This window comes from Pseudomonas sp. FP2309 (assembly GCF_030687575.1).
In the GTDB taxonomy this organism is placed as follows: Bacteria; Pseudomonadota; Gammaproteobacteria; order Pseudomonadales; family Pseudomonadaceae; genus Aquipseudomonas.
The window spans coordinates 2,488,480-2,506,578 of sequence record NZ_CP117439.1 but is presented as its reverse complement, the minus strand read 5'-3'; the positions used below and the strand labels follow the sequence as shown (position 1 = coordinate 2,506,578).

16 protein-coding genes are annotated in these 18,099 nt (G+C 61.3%); 9 read left to right on the top strand and 7 right to left on the bottom strand.

Features of this window, described 5'->3' with window-relative positions:
- Positions 1-43 precede the first annotated feature (43 nt).
- The gene (locus PSH59_RS11470) at positions 44-382 is read right to left on the bottom strand and encodes a hypothetical protein (protein ID WP_248082556.1); all 339 of its coding nucleotides are present in this window, start codon (positions 380-382) and stop codon (positions 44-46) included.
- 180 nt (positions 383-562) lie between these two features.
- Between PSH59_RS11470 and PSH59_RS11465 the strand changes: the two genes are divergently transcribed.
- Complete coding sequence (locus PSH59_RS11465) at positions 563-1,456, top strand: LysR substrate-binding domain-containing protein (RefSeq protein WP_305395088.1); 894 nt, start codon at positions 563-565, stop codon at positions 1,454-1,456.
- On the opposite strand, the gene PSH59_RS11460 is transcribed toward PSH59_RS11465, so the two are convergent.
- The 5 genes from PSH59_RS11460 to PSH59_RS11440 form a co-directional block, all read right to left on the bottom strand.
- Entirely contained in the window at positions 1,453-2,034 is a 582-nt protein-coding gene (locus PSH59_RS11460; protein ID WP_305395087.1) for a GNAT family N-acetyltransferase, read from the bottom strand. The genes PSH59_RS11465 and PSH59_RS11460 overlap by 4 nt on opposite strands.
- An 8-nt stretch (positions 2,035-2,042) precedes the next feature.
- Positions 2,043-4,298 (bottom strand): Orn/Lys/Arg decarboxylase N-terminal domain-containing protein, encoded by a 2,256-nt coding sequence (locus PSH59_RS11455; RefSeq protein ID WP_305395086.1) that lies wholly within the window; start codon positions 4,296-4,298, stop codon positions 2,043-2,045.
- A gap of 86 nt (positions 4,299-4,384) precedes the next feature.
- Positions 4,385-5,125, bottom strand: a complete 741-nt coding sequence (gene dnaQ, locus PSH59_RS11450) for a DNA polymerase III subunit epsilon (protein WP_248082832.1) — start codon at positions 5,123-5,125, stop codon at positions 4,385-4,387.
- Between the two features lie 82 nt (positions 5,126-5,207).
- Complete coding sequence (gene rnhA, locus PSH59_RS11445) at positions 5,208-5,660, bottom strand: ribonuclease HI (RefSeq protein ID WP_003173571.1); 453 nt, start codon at positions 5,658-5,660, stop codon at positions 5,208-5,210.
- A gap of 46 nt (positions 5,661-5,706) precedes the next feature.
- Entirely contained in the window at positions 5,707-6,465 is a 759-nt protein-coding gene (locus PSH59_RS11440) for a class I SAM-dependent methyltransferase (RefSeq protein ID WP_305395085.1), read from the bottom strand.
- Between the two features lie 65 nt (positions 6,466-6,530).
- Between PSH59_RS11440 and gloB the strand changes: the two genes are divergently transcribed.
- The 8 genes from gloB to PSH59_RS11400 all read left to right on the top strand — a co-directional run bounded on the left by gloB (position 6,531) and on the right by PSH59_RS11400 (position 17,412).
- Positions 6,531-7,298: a hydroxyacylglutathione hydrolase gene (gene gloB, locus PSH59_RS11435; RefSeq protein WP_248082566.1), complete on the top strand. Its 768-nt coding sequence runs from the start codon at positions 6,531-6,533 to the stop codon at positions 7,296-7,298.
- A 98-nt stretch (positions 7,299-7,396) separates the two neighbouring features.
- Positions 7,397-8,803 carry a lytic transglycosylase domain-containing protein gene (locus PSH59_RS11430; protein ID WP_248082575.1) on the top strand — a complete coding sequence of 469 codons (1,407 nt, stop codon included), beginning with the start codon at positions 7,397-7,399 and terminating at the stop codon, positions 8,801-8,803.
- Between the two features lie 201 nt (positions 8,804-9,004).
- Complete coding sequence (locus PSH59_RS11425; RefSeq protein WP_248082577.1) at positions 9,005-10,834, top strand: extracellular solute-binding protein; 1,830 nt, start codon at positions 9,005-9,007, stop codon at positions 10,832-10,834.
- A complete protein-coding gene (locus tag PSH59_RS11420; protein ID WP_305395084.1) occupies positions 10,831-12,669 on the top strand; it encodes an extracellular solute-binding protein in 1,839 nt (612 codons plus the stop codon). The genes PSH59_RS11425 and PSH59_RS11420 overlap by 4 nt, the downstream gene beginning before the upstream one ends.
- A complete protein-coding gene (locus tag PSH59_RS11415; protein ID WP_305395083.1) occupies positions 12,670-13,743 on the top strand; it encodes a microcin C ABC transporter permease YejB in 1,074 nt (357 codons plus the stop codon).
- A gap of 1 nt (position 13,744) precedes the next feature.
- Complete coding sequence (locus PSH59_RS11410) at positions 13,745-14,764, top strand: ABC transporter permease (RefSeq protein WP_305395082.1); 1,020 nt, start codon at positions 13,745-13,747, stop codon at positions 14,762-14,764.
- A 1-nt stretch (position 14,765) separates the two neighbouring features.
- On the top strand, positions 14,766-16,367 hold the full coding sequence (locus tag PSH59_RS11405; RefSeq protein ID WP_305395081.1) for an ABC transporter ATP-binding protein: 1,602 nt from the start codon (positions 14,766-14,768) through the stop codon (positions 16,365-16,367).
- Positions 16,368-16,536: 169 nt separating this feature from the next.
- A complete protein-coding gene (locus PSH59_RS11400; RefSeq protein ID WP_305395080.1) occupies positions 16,537-17,412 on the top strand; it encodes an AraC family transcriptional regulator in 876 nt (291 codons plus the stop codon).
- On the opposite strand, the gene PSH59_RS11395 is transcribed toward PSH59_RS11400, so the two are convergent.
- Entirely contained in the window at positions 17,354-17,941 is a 588-nt protein-coding gene (locus PSH59_RS11395; RefSeq protein WP_305395079.1) for a LysE family translocator, read from the bottom strand. The two genes, PSH59_RS11400 and PSH59_RS11395, sit on opposite strands and share 59 nt — an antisense overlap.
- Positions 17,942-18,099 lie beyond the last annotated feature (158 nt).

The following is an 18,099-nucleotide window of genomic DNA, read 5'->3' as shown; positions in this document are numbered from 1 at the left end:
TGCTCAGTCCTGGCCATTGACGGCATCGACTGGGCTGGCGTGATCAAGGGCTGCGGATCTCCGTGACTTCGATCCCCTGCTCACCCCGCTTGAGCGTGACCATCAAGCGCCCCCGCTCGCCGTCCACGGCGTACATCGAGCGCGTGTACCCCGATGTGTTGTACGCGGGATACGCCTCCACCTGTCTGACCAAGGTAATACCCAGCACCGCCCCCACCTGTTCGCCTACCTGTTCCTGGGAACGGATAAAGGCTTCAAGTGCCAGGTTTTCCGGATTGGTTTCGTCAGGGTTGCTCAACAGATAAGCAGCCGCACAGCCGACGGTCACCAAGACCGCAAGTTGCTTGGCCGTTACCCCGAATAAGTGCGAGGGAATCGGCATATGGATCAGACCTGTTTTTGTTGTATGTGCCGGTAAACGGCATTGGTCGCTAATGATCAGACGAGCCATTCTAGTGAGGTCGTGGCCGAACGCCAGCGACAGAGGCGACCCACACAGTCTTTTTTGCGCACAATCGCCTGCGCCATTGAATCCCCCACGCGCTGCACATAGACTCCGGCGATGCGTTTACGTCATATCGAAGTGATTCAGGCCATCTTGCAGACCGGACACCTCGGCACGGCCGCCGAATGGTTGCAACTCCCCGTGGGCGATGTGGACACGGCGCTCAAAGAGGCCGAGTTGCAACTGGGCTTTATGCTGTTCGCCAGTGTGCGCGGGCGCTTGCAGCCGACCCGGGAAACACTGGCGTTGCAGGCCGAAATCGCCGGTGTGTATGAAGCGCTGGAGCCCGTGCAGCGCCTGGCCAGCCGCCTTAAACACCATCACGCCCCCACGTTACGCGCGCTGTGCACCCCGCCGCTGGCCAATCAGTTGCTGCCGCAAAGCATTGCGGTGCTGCGCCGGCGCTTCCAGGACACCCCGTGCAACCTGTCAAGCCAGCCGACCCGGGACATCGTCAGGAGCCTGTTGCTGCATGAGGCCGACGTGGGCCTGAGTCTGCATGATCCGGAGCACCCGCAAATCCTCGGCAGCGTGCTGGCTCAGGGCAAACTGCAAGTGCTCGCCCCCCACGGCTGGCTCAAACCCAGGCAAAAGTACATTGCGCTGCAAGACCTGGCCGGGCAGTCGATGATCGGGCTGGAGGGCCATGACCCGCTGAGTCGCCTGCTGGATGCCAAACTGCAGGCCTTGCGCCCGCTGCCGGTGGTGCAGACGCGGGTGCAGACCTACCAGATGATGCGCAGCATGGTGGAAGCGGGAGAAGGCCTGGCGATTGTCGACCCGTTCACCGCGTGCGGCGCACGCGAGGCCGGGCTGGACGCCTGCCCGGTGTCGCCGCCGATCATGGTCAGCCTGTATGCGCTGACGCTCAGGGATGGCGCGACCTCACCCGCCTTGAATGCGTTGCTGGAGATTGTCACGCAGAAGGCTGAAAGCCTGTTGCTGGGTTAAGCCTTGTTGACGTCGCTCTTGAACAGCCGGTACCAGAAGATCGCCACTTCGCGGGTCTGCGGGTCGATGCCGCGATAGCGCAGGTGGTCGATCCCGCCCATCACGTAACCGCAACGCTCGTATAAACGGCACGCCCCAAGGTTATTGTTCTGGGTTTCGAGCATCATGCCCGGCAGGTTTTTCTTGCGGCTCCAGAACTGCGCTACATCGAGTAACGCCTTGGCCACACCGTGGCGCCGCGCGGGCAACGCCACGGCCAACTCATCCACATGGGCAAACCCGTTCCAGTTGGTGCTGACCACCACGTGCCCCACCGGGCGGTCGTCCAGGTAGGCCATGAAAATCGCACTGTCTGGCGCATCACGAAAGCTGGCGAACTCCTCCGGGTCAATCCCATAGCACTTGCGGTACGGCACGATGTGCTCCACCGGCCACTGGTCGACGCGCGCGCCCATCTGCGGCACACCATAGGCGCTGACCTCAAAACTGAAGTCATTGCCCCACACGTAGGCATCAAAACCTTCGTCGGCGACCCTCACACTGAGCCCTGGATACTTCGGGTTCATTACAGCTTGCATAAACTTCCTTAAGCCTTGATGCAATCAACGGTGTAACAACGACCACTGCCGTCATCTTCGTGTTGTAAGCCGTGAACATCGGCGACAAAACCGGGGAAACTGCTGTCGAACGTGCGGGCAAATGCCAGGTAGTCGATGATCGATCGCGTCGACTCGGTGAAGCGTTCACCCGGCATGATCAACGGAATGCCCGGCGGATAGGGCACCAGCATCACCGCTGCGATGCGCCCAGGCAACGCATCAATCGACACGGCCTCCACCTCGCACCTGACCATCTGATCGTAGGCATCGGCCGGTTTCATCGCAATCTCCGGCAACACTGTGTACATCCGTTTAAGGTGCTTGGCGGTGGCGTTGCTACGGTAACAGCTATGCAGTTGATCGCACAGGTCGCGCAGCCCCAGACCCTGATAGCGCGACGGCCCTTGGGCGAACACTGAGGGTAGACAACTGGCCAGGCTGACATTCGCGTCGTAGCTGCGCTTGAACTCCAGCAGCTCGGTGAGCAAGGTGCTCCATTTGCCTTTGGTGATGCCCATGGAAAACAACACCAGAAAGGAATACAACCCGGTCTTTTCCACCACCAGCCCGCGCTCCCAGAGGAATTTACTGACCACCGCAGCGGGAATCCCGCAATCGCTCAAGGCCCCGCCGGCGTTGAGACCGGGCATCACCAAGGTGACTTTGATCGGGTCGAGCAATACATAGTCTTCGGCCACATCCCCAAAGCCATGCCAGTCATCCTGTGGTTGCAGCAGCCAGTCCGCTGTGACAACACGGTCGATGCCGGCCACCGAGGGCGGCTGCCAGATGGAGAACCACCAGTCCTCAGCGGCGATATGCTGGCGCAGATTGGCCAGCGCACGGCGAAAACTCAGGGCTTCGTCGAACATTTCCTGCAGCAACGAACGCCCGGCCGGGCCTTCCATCATGGCCGAGGCCACGTCCAGCGAGGCAATGATGCTGTATTGCGGCGACGTGGAGATGTGCATCATGAACGCTTCGTTGAAACGATCGCGGTCCAGTTGGCGCGCGCCACCGTCCTGCACATGGATCATCGAGGCCTGGCTGAACGCAGCCAGCAGCTTATGGGTGGAGTGGGTGGTGAACACCAGCGGGCTGTCCGGGGTACGCGAGGTGCCCATGCCGTAGCGCCCTGCGAAGAACTCATGAAACGCCGCGTAGGCGTACCAGGCTTCGTCAAAGTGCAGCACCTCGACGCTGTTGCCCAATTGCTGCTTGATCAACTCGGCGTTGTAGCACAGGCCGTCGTAGGTGGAATTGGTGACCACGGCCAGTTTGACTTTCGGCGCACGGCCACGGGTCAGCGGGCTCGCCTCGATCTTGGCGCGGATCGAGTCGGGGCTGAATTCGCTCAGGGGAATCGGGCCGATAATCCCCAGTTCATTGCGCTCCGGGCACAGGTACAACGGGATCGCGCCGGTCATGATGATCGAGTGCAACACCGACTTGTGGCAGTTTCGGTCCACCAGTACCAGGTCGTCGCGGCCGACCATCGAATGCCAGACAATCTTGTTGGCGGTGGAGGTGCCATTGATCACGAAGAACGTGTGATCGGCGCCAAAATTAAGCGCGGCACGCGCTTCGGCCGCGGCCAAGGGCCCGGTGTGGTCCAGCAACGAGCCCAGTTCGGGCACCGATACGGATAAATCCGAACGCAGGGTATTTTCCCCAAAGAACTGATGAAACGCCTGCCCCACCGGGCTTTTGCGATAAGCCACCCCTCCGCCATGGCCGGGGGTGTGCCAGGAATAATTGGAATCGGCGGTGTGCTGCACCAGGGCCTTGAAGAACGGCGGCAACAGGCCGTCCAGGTAAGTGCGAGCGGCCCGCGCCACTTGCCGGGCCAGAAACGGTACGGTGTCTTCAAACAAGTAGAGAATGCCGCGCAGCTGGTTGAGTTCGCTCATGGCATCGGCCGGGGCGTTTTCCAGGGTGACTTGCTCGCCCAAGGCAAAGATCGGCAGGTTGGGCGCCCTCACCCGCGCCAGACGGATCAGTTCGACCATGTTTTGCAGCAGATGGGTATTTTCGCCGGCGCCTTCGGCGGCGATCAGCATGCAGGCCAGGCCGTGATGGGTGGACGCGACCAGCCGGCCCTCGGCGTAGTCCACCGCGCAGAAGATACTGAAGCCCTCCTGCTCCAACTCCCGCGCGATGCCTCGAACCCGGTCGCCAGCGACGGTGTCAGCCTTGATGTCGCGGTGCACGATAAGGACAGGGAACTTCAGGTCTTTATACATGAGGGCGTCTAGTCCTGAGGGCTATGCACTCAAGGGTAGAAGCTGGGAGCAGATGTGGCGAATGAAGATTTTGCCACCCCCCGAAATTACTGTTGGGTCAATTGCGTCCACAGCGCCGGCGCACCGGCCGACTTGGCAATGGCTTCCAGGCGCTGCGCATGCTCGAGCATGTCCTGCTCGCTGGCACGGATGATGGTGGTGGGTCTGCGATCAGCCGGCAGGCGGCGGATTTCCGAAGGGCGATTGCCGGAGCCTTCTGCCGAACCACTGCCGTCGGACGCGTTGCCGGCCAGGGACAGACTGGTTTGCCCGCCGGTCATGGTCAGATAAACGTCGGCGAGAATCTCCGAGTCGAGCAAGGCGCCGTGCAGCTCACGGCCGGAGTTGTCGACGCCATAGCGTTTGCACAACGCATCGAGGCTGTTGCGTTGGCCCGGGTGGCGCTCACGGGCCATCATCAAGGTGTCGAGGATCGAGCAGTGCCGGGAAATGTCGGCGCGGTCGGTCTGCCCCATCAGGGCAAATTCGTTGTTGATGAAGCCGACGTCGAACGCCGCGTTATGGATGATCAGTTGGGCGCCATTGATGAATTCGAAGAACTCATCGGCCACTTCGGCAAAACGCGGCTTGCCCTTGAGGAATTCGTCGGTGATGCCGTGGACGCCAATCGCGCCCTCGTCACTGTCGCGGTCCGGTTGCAGGTAGACGTGGAAGTGACGTCCGGTGAGACGCCGACCCATGAGCTCGACACAGCCGATTTCAATGATCCGGTGACCGTCGGTCACTGGCATGCCGGTGGTTTCGGTATCAAGTACAACAGATCGGATGGCCATCAGGGTTCAGCTCTCAACGGGGTGGTGTGCAGTGCGGTAGGCGTCAAAGGGCGCGATGTTAACACGTCGGTCGGGATCAGCTCTGCTTGTAGCCCCGCACTTCGTCCACGCCACGGTTGGCAAGCTGGTCGGCGCGTTCGTTGCCGGGGTGGCCGATGTGACCGCGCACCCATTTCCAGGTGATGTCATGCCGATTGCATTGCTCATCGAGCAACTGCCAGAGGTCGGCATTCTTGACCGGTTCCTTGGCCGCGGTTTTCCACCCGCGCTTCTTCCAGTTGACCATCCACTCGTTGATGCCCTTCATCACGTATTGCGAGTCGGTCACCAGCAGCACATTGCAGCGACGCTTGAGCTCTTCCAGGCCGCGAATGGCCCCCATCAGCTCCATGCGGTTGTTGGTGGTATTGGCTTCGCCGCCCCACAGTTCCTTCTCGACACCCTTGCACACCAGCAAGGCGCCCCAGCCGCCAGGGCCAGGGTTGCCCTTGCAGGCGCCATCGGTGAAGAGTTCAACGCTATCGGTCATCGGTTACATCCATCAAAACAGGCGGGTCTGAAATCAAAAAGAGGTGTTACGGTCCGCTTTGCTTGCGGTTGACCTTGGCCATCGGCATCGGCACCAGCTTGCCCATGGGTTGGCGCACTGCCTGGCGCACCGGTCGCAGCCCGACCACGATCTTGCGCGCCACCAATAAATAGAAGCCACCTCCGGACAACTGCCAGGCGCCTGCGCGGCGTTCCCAGCCGGCCAGGCGGCCCTGCCACTTGGCCGAGGCAAGCGGCGGACGATAGCACCCGAAGCGGCGTTTCTCCAGCGCGAAGCCCAGCAGGTTCAGCCAGTCCGCCACCCGCGACGGCGAGATGCAGCGCGCCTGACCCAGGCCATCATGGGCAAACACATGGCGCAGGCCCCAACTGCTCCAGGGGTTGATACCAACAATCAGCAGATGGCCACCCGGCCGCACGCTGCTCGCCGCTTCGCGCAGCAAACCGTGGGGTGACAGGCAGAAATCCAGGCCATGCTGCAACACCACTACGTCGGCGGCGTGCTCGCTCAATGGCCAGGCCTGTTCCTCGCAGACGATCTCCACACCCGGCAACGGCGCGCCGAGGCGCACATTGCGTTGCACCTGCGGTGCGGACGGCGGCGTCTGTGCGGAGGGGCCGTAATGCACCAGGTAACCGCCGAAGAAACGCCCCAGCTCGTCTTCGAGCATGCGTCTTTCTTCGTCCAGCAGAAATTGCCCGACAGGCCCGGACAACCATTCGCGGGCCGCGCCGATCAAGGCCAGCCATTCAGGATCGGCCTGGGCGAACGCTTTATCAGTCATTGCATTCTCCAACTCGCCTAGACGTTCTAAGATGCACCAATGTGTTCAGCTTGGCGAATCGAAGAATGATACAGATCAGTGCCCTGCCCGCCTTCACCGATAACTACATCTGGTTGTTACAGGATGCGCAGACCCGGCGCGTCGCCGTGGTCGACCCTGGCGACGCCGCGCCAGTACTGGACTGGCTCGAACAGCACCCGCAGTGGACCTTGAGCGACATCCTGATCACCCATCACCACCACGACCACGTGGGCGGCGTCGACCAACTGAAAACCGTGACAGGTGCCAAAGTGTATGGCCCTGCCAGCGAAAAAATCCCGGCACGGGACGTCGCCCTGCACGACAACGACCGTATTACTGTGCTGGGCTGGGACTTCGACGTTTATAGCGTGCCCGGCCATACCCTGGGCCATATCGCCTTTTATCACCAGGGTGTGTTGTTCTGCGGCGACACCCTGTTCGCCGCCGGCTGCGGCCGCCTGTTCGAGGGCACACCGGAGCAGATGCACAGCTCGCTGACACGTCTGGCCGCACTGCCCGCCGAGACGCTGGTGTACTGCACCCACGAGTACACACAAAGTAACCTCAAGTTTGCCCAGGCGGTGGAACCGCATAACGCCGATATCGCCGAACGGGTGGAAAACGTCCGCCAGTTGCGGGCTCGCGGCGAGATGACCCTGCCCTCCAACCTGGCCTTGGAGCTGCGCACCAACCCCTTTTTGCGTACCACCGAAACATCTGTTAAACAAAAAGCGGACGAACGGAATGGACGCGACAATCGGGCTGGGGCCGAGGTGTTTGCTAGCTTGAGGGCATGGAAAGATAAGTTCTAAGACGACGCGATCTGATACGTAATTTCTGAATGGTTGACCGGAACCAAAGCGCTTTCTAGAATCGCCCGACATTTTTGCCCGGAACTTACTTCCAGCCAATGTCGTCATCTATTCGTAAATCCAACCATTCAGACGCATTGACCCGCCTGGCTCAAGCTGTGGCGGTGGCTGTCTCCGCAACGCTGGCGGGCTGCCAATCAACAAATTTCGCCGCACAATCCACCGTGCAACCCAAACCCAATCTTGCCGCCAAGATCAAGCAAAAACCCATTTGGCTCTCAGAGAAGCCCACCCCCGAAGTGCCCCAGGATGTCTGGGAGCGCATGCGTCGGGGCTTTCAATTGCAGGACGACGTAGGCGTCAACCCGCGCATCGAGCAACAGCGCCTGTGGTTCGCCAGCAACCCGTCCTTTCTGGAGAATGCCGGTGAACGCGGCAGCCTCTACATTCATTACATCGTCGAACGCCTTGAAGAACGCAACATGCCCCTGGAGCTGGCGCTGCTGCCGGTGATCGAAAGTGCCTACAACCCAATGGCCTATTCGCGCAGCGATGCAGTCGGGCTGTGGCAGTTCATCCCCTCCACCGGCCGCTACTTCAACCTGCGCCAGACCCGTGCCTACGACGGCCGCCGCGACATCACCGCCTCCACCACCGCCGCCCTGGACTACCTGACCCGCCTGCACGATATGTTCAACGGCGACTGGCTGCTGGCGCTGGCCGCCTACAATGCCGGCGAAGGCACAGTGAGCCGGGCCATCGAGCGCAACGAAAAGCTCGGCCTGCCCACCGACTACTGGAACCTCCCCCTGCCCCAGGAAACCAAGGACTACGTGCCCAAGTTCCTGGCGCTGTCCCAGGTGGTGCTGGCCCCCGAGGCCTACGGCGTCAACCTGAACCCGATTGCCAACACACCGTACTTCGAAGTGGTGGAAGTCAAGCAAAGCATGGACCTGTCCCGGGTCGCCGCGCTGGCTGAAATCGACGAAGACGAGCTGTTCCAGCTCAACCCGGCGCTCAAGCAACGTACCACCCTGGATGGCCCGCAGCATCTGCTGGTGCCGAGTTCCAAGGCACAATTGCTCACCAGCACCCTCTCGACAATGAAGCCTGAAGAGCTGCTGGCGATGCGCCCGAAAAAACAGGTCTTCGACGAAGTCGAGACCGCACGGGTGGCCGGCCGTACCCGCACCTACAAGGTGCGCAGCGGCGATAACCTGACGCTGATCGCCAAGGCCAACAAGGTCGATGTGCATGACCTGCAACGCTGGAACCAGCTCAACGGCCAGGCCCTCAAGGTCGGCCAGACCCTGGTGATGCAGGACACCCGCCGCGCGGTAGCCAGCAGCAAGAAGCCGGTGCAGTACAAGGTCAAGAAAGGCGATTCGCTGTACATCGTCGCCAAGCGCTTCAATGTCGAGATGCAACATCTCAAGCGCTGGAATCCGCGCACCGGCCAGGCATTGAAGCCTGGGCAGATGCTCGTAGTGTCCGGACCGCGCTGATCGGCAAAATCGTGCAAGCCCGCGAGCGGTGGTGGCGAGCGTGCTGAGGTCAGCAGGCTTGCCCCGCGCCGGGCAAGCCCGCTCACCCCGCAGGCGAACAAACCCGTAATTTACTGCCGTTTTCAAGATGCTTTTTCCAACCGGAACAAGCTGTTACTGTACCGACCATAAAGCCCAAGCCGCCTGGATCGGATCTCTGACTTGAAGCGTCCCCTCCTTCTACTAATAAGTCTGGTCTTGAGCTTTTCCGCTAACGCGACGATAACCGAGAGCCACGGTTATACGCAGTTCGGCGTGCTCAAGTACCCGGCCAAATTCACCCACTTCGACTGGGTAAACCCTGCAGCGCCGAAAGGCGGAACATTGCGGGTTATGGCATTTGGCACCTTCGATACCCTGAACCCTTATACCTTCAAGGGTTCGAGCCCGGTTTCCACCCCCAATTTCCTGCAATACGGCGTCAATGAGCTCAATGAGCCGCTCATGGTCGGCACTGGCCAGTACGCGCCCTCCGGTGATGAGCCGACCTCCAGCTACGGGCTGATCGCCCAATCGGTGGAATACAGCGAAGATCGCAGTTGGGTGGTATTCAATCTGCGACCGCAGGCGCGGTTTCACGACGGCAAGCCGATCACCGCCTATGACGTGGCATTTTCCTACCGCACCCTGCTGACCGAAGGCCATCCGCAGTACCGCACCAACTTGCAGGAAGTGGCGCGGGTGGATGTGCTCAATCGCCACCGTATCCGCTTCGTCTTCAAGCGCGCCGGCAACCCGTTGCTGATCCTGCGCCTGGGCGAACTGCCCGTGTTACCCCAGCACTATTGGAAAAACCGCGATTTCAAGGCCACCACCTTCGAACCGCCGCTGGGCAGCGGGCCCTACCGCATCAGCAAGGTCACCCCTGGGCGCCAATTGGTGTTCGAGCGCGTCAAGGATTACTGGGGCAAGGACCTGCCGGTCAACCAGGGCTTCTATAACTACAACAAGGTCGAGGTGGAGTTCTACCGCGACAGCGACGTAGCGTTTGAAGCCTTCAAGGCCGGTGAATTCGACATCTACATCGAGCACCAGGCCAAGAACTGGGCCAATGGCTACAACTTCCCGGCGATAAACCGTGGCGAGGTGATCAAGGCACAGATTGCCCACCAGATTCCGACGCAGAGCCAGGGCCTGTTCATGAACACCCGGCGGCCGGCCTTCAGCCAAACAAAGGTGCGCGAAGCACTGGGGCTGATGTTCGACTTCGAGTGGACCAACCGCACCCTGTTCAGCAACGCCTACAAACGCACCTTGAGCTACTACCCCAACAGCGAGTTCGCCGCGACCGGCGTACCGGTGGGCCGTGAGTGGCTGATGCTCTCGCCGTACCGCGAGCAGTTGCCGGCCAACCTGTTCACCCAGGCATTCAGCCTGCCCCAGACCGACGGTCGCGGCATCCCCCGCGCGACCATGCGCCGCGCGCTGGCCCTGCTGGGTGAAGCCGGCTGGACACTCTCCGGGCAGCGCTTGCTCAACAAAGACGGCCAGCCGCTGCGCTTCGAAATATTGCTGGTCAACCCGAACTTGGAGCGCATCCTGCAGCCCTATGTCGAGAACCTGATCAGCATCGGCATCGACGCACGCTTGCGCACCGTCGACCGTGCTCAGTACAAGCAGCGCCTGGATCAGTTCGACTTCGACATGATCCTGATCACCCTCAACCAGACCTTGAGCCCCGGCCTTGAACAGTGGCAGTACTTCCACTCCAGCCAGGCCGCGATCAAGGGCAGTAAAAACTACGCAGGCATCGCCAACCCCATCGTCGATCACCTGCTCGAGCAACTGCTCGCGGCCCAGACCCGCGAAGAACAGCTGGCTGCCGGCCGCGCACTGGACCGGGTGCTGCTGTGGCAGCACTACAGCATTCCCAACTGGTACCTCAACTATCATCGCTTGGCGTACCGCAACCGGTTCGCCTTTGTCACCACGCCGCCCTACAGCCTGGGCCTGAGCGCATGGTGGCTGAAAGCTTCGGAGAAAGCCCAATGATGTATTTGCGTACTTCACTGTTTGCCGGCCTGTTGCTGTGCAGCGCAGCCCAGGCGGCACCGCAGCATGCGCTGACCCTGTACAACGAGCCGCCCAAATACCCGGCCAATTTCAAGCACACCGACTACGTCAACCCGGACGCCCCCAAGGGCGGCACGTTCCGCGAATCGAGCCTGTCCGGCTTTGACAGCTTCAACCCATTTATCAGCAAAGGCGTACCCGCCGACAATATCGGCCTGATCTACGACACCCTGGCCACCCAAAGCCTGGATGAGCCGTTTACCGAATACGGCCTGGTGGCCGGCAAGATCGAAAAGGCCCCGGACAACAGCTGGGTGCGCTTTTATCTGCGGCCCGAGGCGCGTTTCCACGACGGCCACCCCATGCGGGCCGACGACGTGGTGTTCAGCTTCCAGACCTTGATCAAGGACGGCACCCCGCTCTACCGCACCTACTACGCCGATGTCGACGAAGTGATTGCCGAAGACCCGCTGCGGGTGCTGTTCAAGTTCAAGCGCACCAACAATCGCGAATTGCCGCTGATCCTCGGCCAATTACCGGTACTGCCCAAACACTGGTGGGCCACCCGCGACTTCAGCAAGGGCAACCTGGAGATTCCGTTGGGCAGCGGCCCTTACCGCGTCGCCGAGGTCAAGGCCGGGCGCTCGGTGAGCTACGAGCGGGTCAAGGATTACTGGGGCAAGGACCTGCCGATCAACAAAGGACTGTACAACTTCGATCGGCGCGTGACCGATTATTACCGCGACGCCACCGTTGCACTCGAAGCCCTCAAGGCCGGGCAGTTCGACTATTGGGCGGAGTTCAGCGCGAAGAACTGGGCAAATGCCTATAACGTGCCCGCCGTCGTGCAGGGCCGACTGATCAAGGAAGAGATCCCCAACGGCAACCCCACCGGCATGCAGGGCTTTGTGTTCAACCTGCGCAAGCCCATGTTCCAGGATGTGCGGGTGCGCAAGGCCATCAGCCTGTTGCTCGACTTCGAGTGGAGCAACAAGCAACTGTTCAACGGTGCGTACACCCGCACCCGCAGCTATTTCGAAAACTCCGACATGGCCGCCACCGGCTTGCCCGGGCCGGATGAGCTGAAAATTCTCGAACCGCTGCGCGACAAAATCCCGCCCCAAGTGTTTACAGAAGCCTTCGAGCCGGCCAAAACCGACGGCAGCGGCATGATCCGCACTCAGCAGCGCGAGGCTTACCAACTGCTGCAGGAAGCCGGATGGAGGATCGTTGACGACAAGATGGTCGACACCACCGGCAAACCGGTAACCATCGAATTCCTGCTGGCCCAGACCGAGTTCGAACGCATTCTGCTGCCGTTCAAGCGCAACCTGGCGGACTTGGGCATCGACCTGGTGATACGCCGGGTGGACGTGTCCCAATTCGTCACCCGCCTGCGTTCGCGGGATTTCGACATGCTGGTGGGCAGTTTCCCGCAATCCTCTTCGCCGGGTAATGAGCAGCGTGAGTTCTGGAAATCCACCAGCGCCGACAAGCCTGGCAGCCGCAATTACATGGGTCTGAAAGATCCGGCCGTCGATGAGTTGGTGGAGCAACTGATTGATTCCGACACCCGCGCCAGCCTGATCGCACACGCCAAATCCCTGGATCGCGTGCTGCAATTTGGCTACTACGTGATCCCCAACTGGCACATCAAAACCTTCCGCGTGGCCTACTGGAACAACCTGGGCCATCCCAAAGTGTCACCGCTGTACGACGTCGGCATCTCCACTTGGTGGAGCAAACCCAACGTACCTCCGGCCGTGGCCCCGGACACTCAAACGAGCGCCGATCCGGCGAGCGGAGGCGATTAAATGCTGGCCTATATTGTTCGCCGTCTGTTGCTGATCATCCCCACCCTGTTCGGGATTTTGCTGATCAATTTCATCATCATCCAGGCCGCCCCCGGTGGGCCCGTGGAGCAGATGATCGCCAAGCTCGAAGGCTTTGACGGCGCCACCAGCCGCATTGCCGGCGGCGGTGCCGAAGTGGCGGTGGCCGGCTCCAGCTACCGCGGCGCCCAGGGCCTGGACCCGGCGCTGATCAAGGAAATCGAAAAGATGTACGGCTTCGACAAATCAGCGCCGGAACGCCTGTGGATCATGGTCAAGAACTACGCCCGGCTGGATTTTGGCGACAGTTTTTTCCGTGACGCCAAGGTCATCGACCTGATCAAGGAGAAAATGCCGGTGTCCATCTCCCTCGGGTTATGGAGCACGCTGATCATGTACCTGGTGTCGATCCCGCTGGGCATCGCCAAGGCCACGCGCCACGGCAGCCACTTCGATGTGTGGACCAGCTCGGCGATCATCGTCGGCTATGCGATCCCGGCCTTTCTGTTCGCCATCCTGCTGATCGTGGTGTTTGCCGGCGGCAGTTATTTCGACTGGTTCCCGTTGCGCGGGCTCACCTCCAACAACTTCGACGAGTTGAGCTGGGGCGGCAAGATCCTCGACTACTTCTGGCACTTGGCGCTGCCGATCACCGCGCTGGTGATCGGTAACTTCGCCACCATGACCCTGCTCACCAAAAACAGCTTTCTCGATGAGATCAACAAACAGTACGTGGTCACCGCCAAGGCCAAGGGCCTGACCAACCACCGCGTGCTCTACGGTCATGTGTTCCGTAACGCCATGCTGCTGGTGATCGCCGGCTTCCCATCGGCCTTCATCGGCATCTTCTTCACCGGCTCGTTGCTGGTGGAAGTGATTTTCTCCCTTGATGGCCTGGGCCTGATGAGCTTTGAAGCGGCGATCAACCGCGACTACCCGGTGGTGTTCGGTACGCTGTTTATCTTCACCCTGCTGGGGCTGATCGTAAAACTGATCGGTGACCTCACCTACACCCTGGTCGATCCGCGGATCGACTTCGCCAGCCGGGAGCATTGAGATGAACCTGTCCCCCCTCAATCGCCGCCGATTCGAGCGGTTCAAGGCGAACAAGCGTGGCTGGTGGTCGCTGTGGCTGTTCCTGGTGCTGTTTGTACTGAGCCTGGGCGCCGAGTTGATCGCCAACGACAAACCGCTGGCGGTGCACTACGACGGCGGCTGGTATTTCCCGGCGCTCAAGCGCTACCCGGAAACCACCTTTGGCGGCGAGTTCCCCCTGGAGGCCAACTACAAAAGTCCGTACATCCGTGAGCTGCTCAAGGCCAAAGACGCCTGGACGTTATGGGCGCCGATCCCGTTCAGCTACCAGAGCATCAACTACGACCTGAAACTGCCGGCCCCCGCGCCGCCGTCTTCGGTGAACCTGCTGGGCACCGACGACCAGGGCCGCGATGTGCTCGCGCGGGTCATCTACGGGTTTCGTGTGTCGGTGTTGTTTGCCCTGACGCTGACCGTGCTCAGTTCGATCATCGGCGTGATCGCCGGGGCCCTGCAGGGCTTCTATGGCGGCTGGGTCGATTTGGCCGGGCAACGCTTCCTGGAGATCTGGTCCGGGTTGCCGGTGCTGTACCTGCTGATCATTCTCGCCAGCTTCGTGCAGCCCAATTTCTGGTGGCTGCTGGGAATCATGCTGCTGTTCTCGTGGATGAGCCTGGTGGACGTGGTGCGCGCCGAGTTCCTGCGTGGGCGCAACCTCGAATACGTGCGTGCGGCCAGGGCCCTGGGGATGCAGAACGGCGCGATCATGTTCCGGCATATCCTGCCTAACGCGATGGTCTCGACCATGACCTTCATGCCGTTCATTCTCACCGGCGCCATCGGCACCCTCACCGCCCTGGACTTCTTAGGCTTCGGCCTGCCGGCGGGTTCACCGTCGCTGGGCGAGCTGGTGGCCCAGGGCAAGTCCAACCTGCAAGCACCGTGGCTGGGCATGAGTGCCTTTGCCGTGCTGGCGATCATGTTGAGTTTGCTGGTGTTTATCGGCGAGTCCGCTCGCGATGCCTTCGACCCGAGGAAATGAGATGAATCAGGACAATCTGATCGAAATCCGCGACCTCAGCGTCGAGTTCGTCACCGGCGAGCATCACCACCGCGTGGTCAACAACGTCAGCTTCGATATCAAGCGCGGCGAAACCCTGGCCCTGGTTGGCGAAAGCGGTTCCGGCAAATCGGTGACTGCCCACTCGATCCTGCGCCTGCTGCCCTACCCGCTGGCGCGGCATCCGAGCGGCACCATTGAGTACGCCGGGCAAGACCTGCTGACTCTCAAGGAAAAAAACCTGCGTCATATTCGCGGTAACCGTATCGCGATGATCTTTCAGGAGCCGATGACCTCGTTGAACCCCCTGCACTCCATCGAGAAGCAGATCAACGAAGTGCTGGGTCTGCACAAGGGCCTCACCGGCAAGGACGCCACCCGGCGCACCCTGGAACTGCTCGAACTGGTCGGCATCCCCGAACCGCATAAACGCCTCAAGGCCCTGCCCCATGAGCTGTCCGGCGGCCAGCGCCAGCGGGTGATGATCGCCATGGCCCTGGCCAACGAGCCGGAGCTGTTGATCGCCGATGAACCGACCACCGCCCTCGACGTCACCGTGCAGTTGAAAATTCTGGAGCTGCTCAAGGAGCTTCAGGCACGCCTGGGCATGGCACTGCTGTTGATCAGCCATGACCTGAACCTGGTGCGACGCATCGCTCATCGGGTGTGCGTGATGCAGCAAGGCTGCATCGTCGAGCAGGCGGACTGTGAGACTTTGTTCCAGGCGCCGCAACACCCCTACACCCAGGAACTGTTGGCGGCCGAACCCAGCGGTGGCCCGGCCGGCAATCCGGTGGGACGGCCGCTGCTGGAGGTCGATGACCTGAAAGTGTGGTTCCCGATCAAGAAGGGCTTTTTGCGCAGCACCGTCGATTACGTCAAGGCGGTCGATGGCATCAATTTCAGCCTGCCCCAGGGCCAGACCCTGGGTATCGTCGGCGAAAGCGGCTCGGGCAAATCCACCCTGGGCCTGGCGATTTTGCGCCTGATTGCCAGCAAAGGCGCGATTCGCTTCGAAGGCCAGCAACTGGACCGCCTGACGCAGCAACAGGTACGCCCCCTGCGCCGGGAAATGCAGGTGGTGTTCCAGGACCCCTTCGGCAGCCTCAGCCCGCGCATGTGCGTCAGCGAGATCGTCGGCGAAGGCCTGCGCATCCACAAGATGGGCACCCCGGCCGAGCAGGAAGCGGCGATCATCGCCGCGCTCAAGGAAGTGGGGTTGGACCCCGAGTCCCGCCATCGCTACCCCCACGAGTTCTCGGGCGGTCAGCGCCAGCGCATCGCCATCGCCCGCGCCCTGGTCCTCAAGCCACGCCTGATCCTGCTCGATGAACCCACCTCGGCACTGGACCGCACGGTGCAACGCCAGGTCGTGGAATTGCTGCGCAGCCTGCAGGCCAAATACAACCTGACCTACCTGTTTATCAGCCATGACCTCGCGGTAGTGAAGGCATTGAGTCACCAACTGATGGTGGTCAAGCACGGGCAAGTGGTGGAACAAGGCGATGCACGGCAGATTTTTGCCGCGCCACAGCACGCCTACACCCGCCAGTTGCTGGAGGCCGCTTTCCTGGTGCCGGCTTAGGGTCCGCTTGCGCCACCCCTGCGCGCGTGGCTGACACAAGCCACGCACTTGCAGGAATCGAGACGGCACGACGCCCGGCGCTTGCGCAACGCTGAAGCTTGAACAATTGCGGTTTTTGTATAAGGCTGCTCCCCGACACATCCAATCACCGCGCTGGGAGCGCCTGCCCATGACCGCCGCGACCGCACCGCTGTTCTGGCGTGATCCTGCCCTGGCCTTTATCGAAGCCCGCACCATCGCCGACGGGCGCAAGGTCACGTACACCCGGCATGCCCACGAGCATTTTTCCATCGGGGCGATCACCGCCGGGCGCAGTTATTACCACTACGGTACGCAGACCTTTGAGATCAGCGCCGGCACCGTGGTGCTGATGAATCCTGGCGATGTGCATGCCTGCAACCCCATCGAAAATGCGCATTGGTCCTACCACATGCTCTACCTCGACACGCCCTGGCTGACCGACCTGCAGTACCAGTTGGGCTTCAGCACCGACCAGGGTTACCGGCCGTTCACTACCCCCCACACCCGCGACCCGGTGCTGTACCGTGGGTTGCTGCAGCTGTACCGGCTATTGGTGGATGAACGCGCCGAACTTCTGCAAAAACAAAGCGCACTGGTGAGTTATTTCAGTGGAGTGCAGCAGCGCCTCAACCCCTCGCCCGCGCCCCTGCGCGAGGTCAACCACAAGCTGGAACGGGCCGCCGACTACATCCACGAACACTGCACCGAGGCCCTGAAGCTGGATGACATTTGCCTGGCCGCAGAGCTGTCGCCGTCATATCTGATCCGCGCGTTCAAGCAGTATTACGGGCTAACGCCCCATGCCTTCCTGGTCAATCGGCGCATCCAGTTTGCCCGCAGCCAATTGCGCCAGGGCGAGCTGATCGCCGACGTGGCCCTGGCGGCCGGTTTCGCCGACCAGGCGCACTTCCAGCGCACCTTCAAACACCATTTCGCCGCCACGCCGGGGCAGTACCGCGATTGGCTCAAGCCATCAGTAAATAACCCACACTGGCCACCAGCAACGCGGCCATTGAGCGGTTGAACAGACGCACCCCCCGGGGGTTGCTCAGGTAGCGTCGCAGAAAGGTCCCGGCGTAGGCCCAGCAGGCCACCGACAAGTAGCAGATCACCAGATAGAGGCTCGCAAACAGCCACACTTGACCCGCGTCGCCATCGGCGGCAAATAAGCCCATCCCCGCCACGCAGGCCAGCCAGGCCTTGGGGTTGAGCCACTGCATGACGGCGCCGTAGAGCATCGATGGCGCGGTGGCACTGCCATCAGCGTCCAACTGGCCGTTGTCCGTCGCCAGTTTCCAGGCCATATACAGCAAAAAGGCGATCCCGCCCCACTGGATCACTTGGGTCAGGACGGGCCAGCGCACCAGCACCTCATGCAGGCCCAGGCCGATCAGCACCAGCAACAGGGTAAACCCCACGGCGGCGCCGACCACGTGTTTCTGGCTGGCGACAAAACCGAAGCGTGCGCCGGAACTCAGCGCCACCACGTTGACCGGTCCCGGCGTGATGGAAGTGGCCAACGCGAACGCGGCCATGGAAATGATAGAGCTCATTGCGGTTCCCTTTTTATGATGATGCCTACTGAGGGCTCCACGGTATAAGGCCCGGCCAAACCGGTATTGAACAAAATCACCCTCGGCCGATCGCCACTCCCTGTACTCTGTCGGCGCGCCGCGGTGGCGCGCTTTCCATTTCCAGCCCCATCAGGATG

Excerpts from the sequence above, each read along its gene's own strand:
- PSH59_RS11470 (WP_248082556.1), bottom strand. The coding sequence starts at position 382 with ATGCCGATTCCCTCGCACTTATTCGGGGTAACGGCCAAGCAACTTGCG.
- PSH59_RS11465 (WP_305395088.1), top strand. The coding sequence starts at position 563 with ATGCGTTTACGTCATATCGAAGTGATTCAGGCCATCTTGCAGACCGGA.
- PSH59_RS11460 (WP_305395087.1), bottom strand. The coding sequence starts at position 2,034 with ATGCAAGCTGTAATGAACCCGAAGTATCCAGGGCTCAGTGTGAGGGTC.
- PSH59_RS11455 (WP_305395086.1), bottom strand. The coding sequence starts at position 4,298 with ATGTATAAAGACCTGAAGTTCCCTGTCCTTATCGTGCACCGCGACATC.
- rnhA (WP_003173571.1), bottom strand. The coding sequence starts at position 5,660 with ATGACCGATAGCGTTGAACTCTTCACCGATGGCGCCTGCAAGGGCAAC.
- PSH59_RS11440 (WP_305395085.1), bottom strand. The coding sequence starts at position 6,465 with ATGACTGATAAAGCGTTCGCCCAGGCCGATCCTGAATGGCTGGCCTTG.
- gloB (WP_248082566.1), top strand. The coding sequence starts at position 6,531 with ATGATACAGATCAGTGCCCTGCCCGCCTTCACCGATAACTACATCTGG.
- PSH59_RS11430 (WP_248082575.1), top strand. The coding sequence starts at position 7,397 with ATGTCGTCATCTATTCGTAAATCCAACCATTCAGACGCATTGACCCGC.
- PSH59_RS11420 (WP_305395084.1), top strand. The coding sequence starts at position 10,831 with ATGATGTATTTGCGTACTTCACTGTTTGCCGGCCTGTTGCTGTGCAGC.
- PSH59_RS11415 (WP_305395083.1), top strand. The coding sequence starts at position 12,670 with ATGCTGGCCTATATTGTTCGCCGTCTGTTGCTGATCATCCCCACCCTG.
- PSH59_RS11410 (WP_305395082.1), top strand. The coding sequence starts at position 13,745 with ATGAACCTGTCCCCCCTCAATCGCCGCCGATTCGAGCGGTTCAAGGCG.
- PSH59_RS11405 (WP_305395081.1), top strand. The coding sequence starts at position 14,766 with ATGAATCAGGACAATCTGATCGAAATCCGCGACCTCAGCGTCGAGTTC.
- PSH59_RS11400 (WP_305395080.1), top strand. The coding sequence starts at position 16,537 with ATGACCGCCGCGACCGCACCGCTGTTCTGGCGTGATCCTGCCCTGGCC.
- PSH59_RS11395 (WP_305395079.1), bottom strand. The coding sequence starts at position 17,941 with ATGAGCTCTATCATTTCCATGGCCGCGTTCGCGTTGGCCACTTCCATC.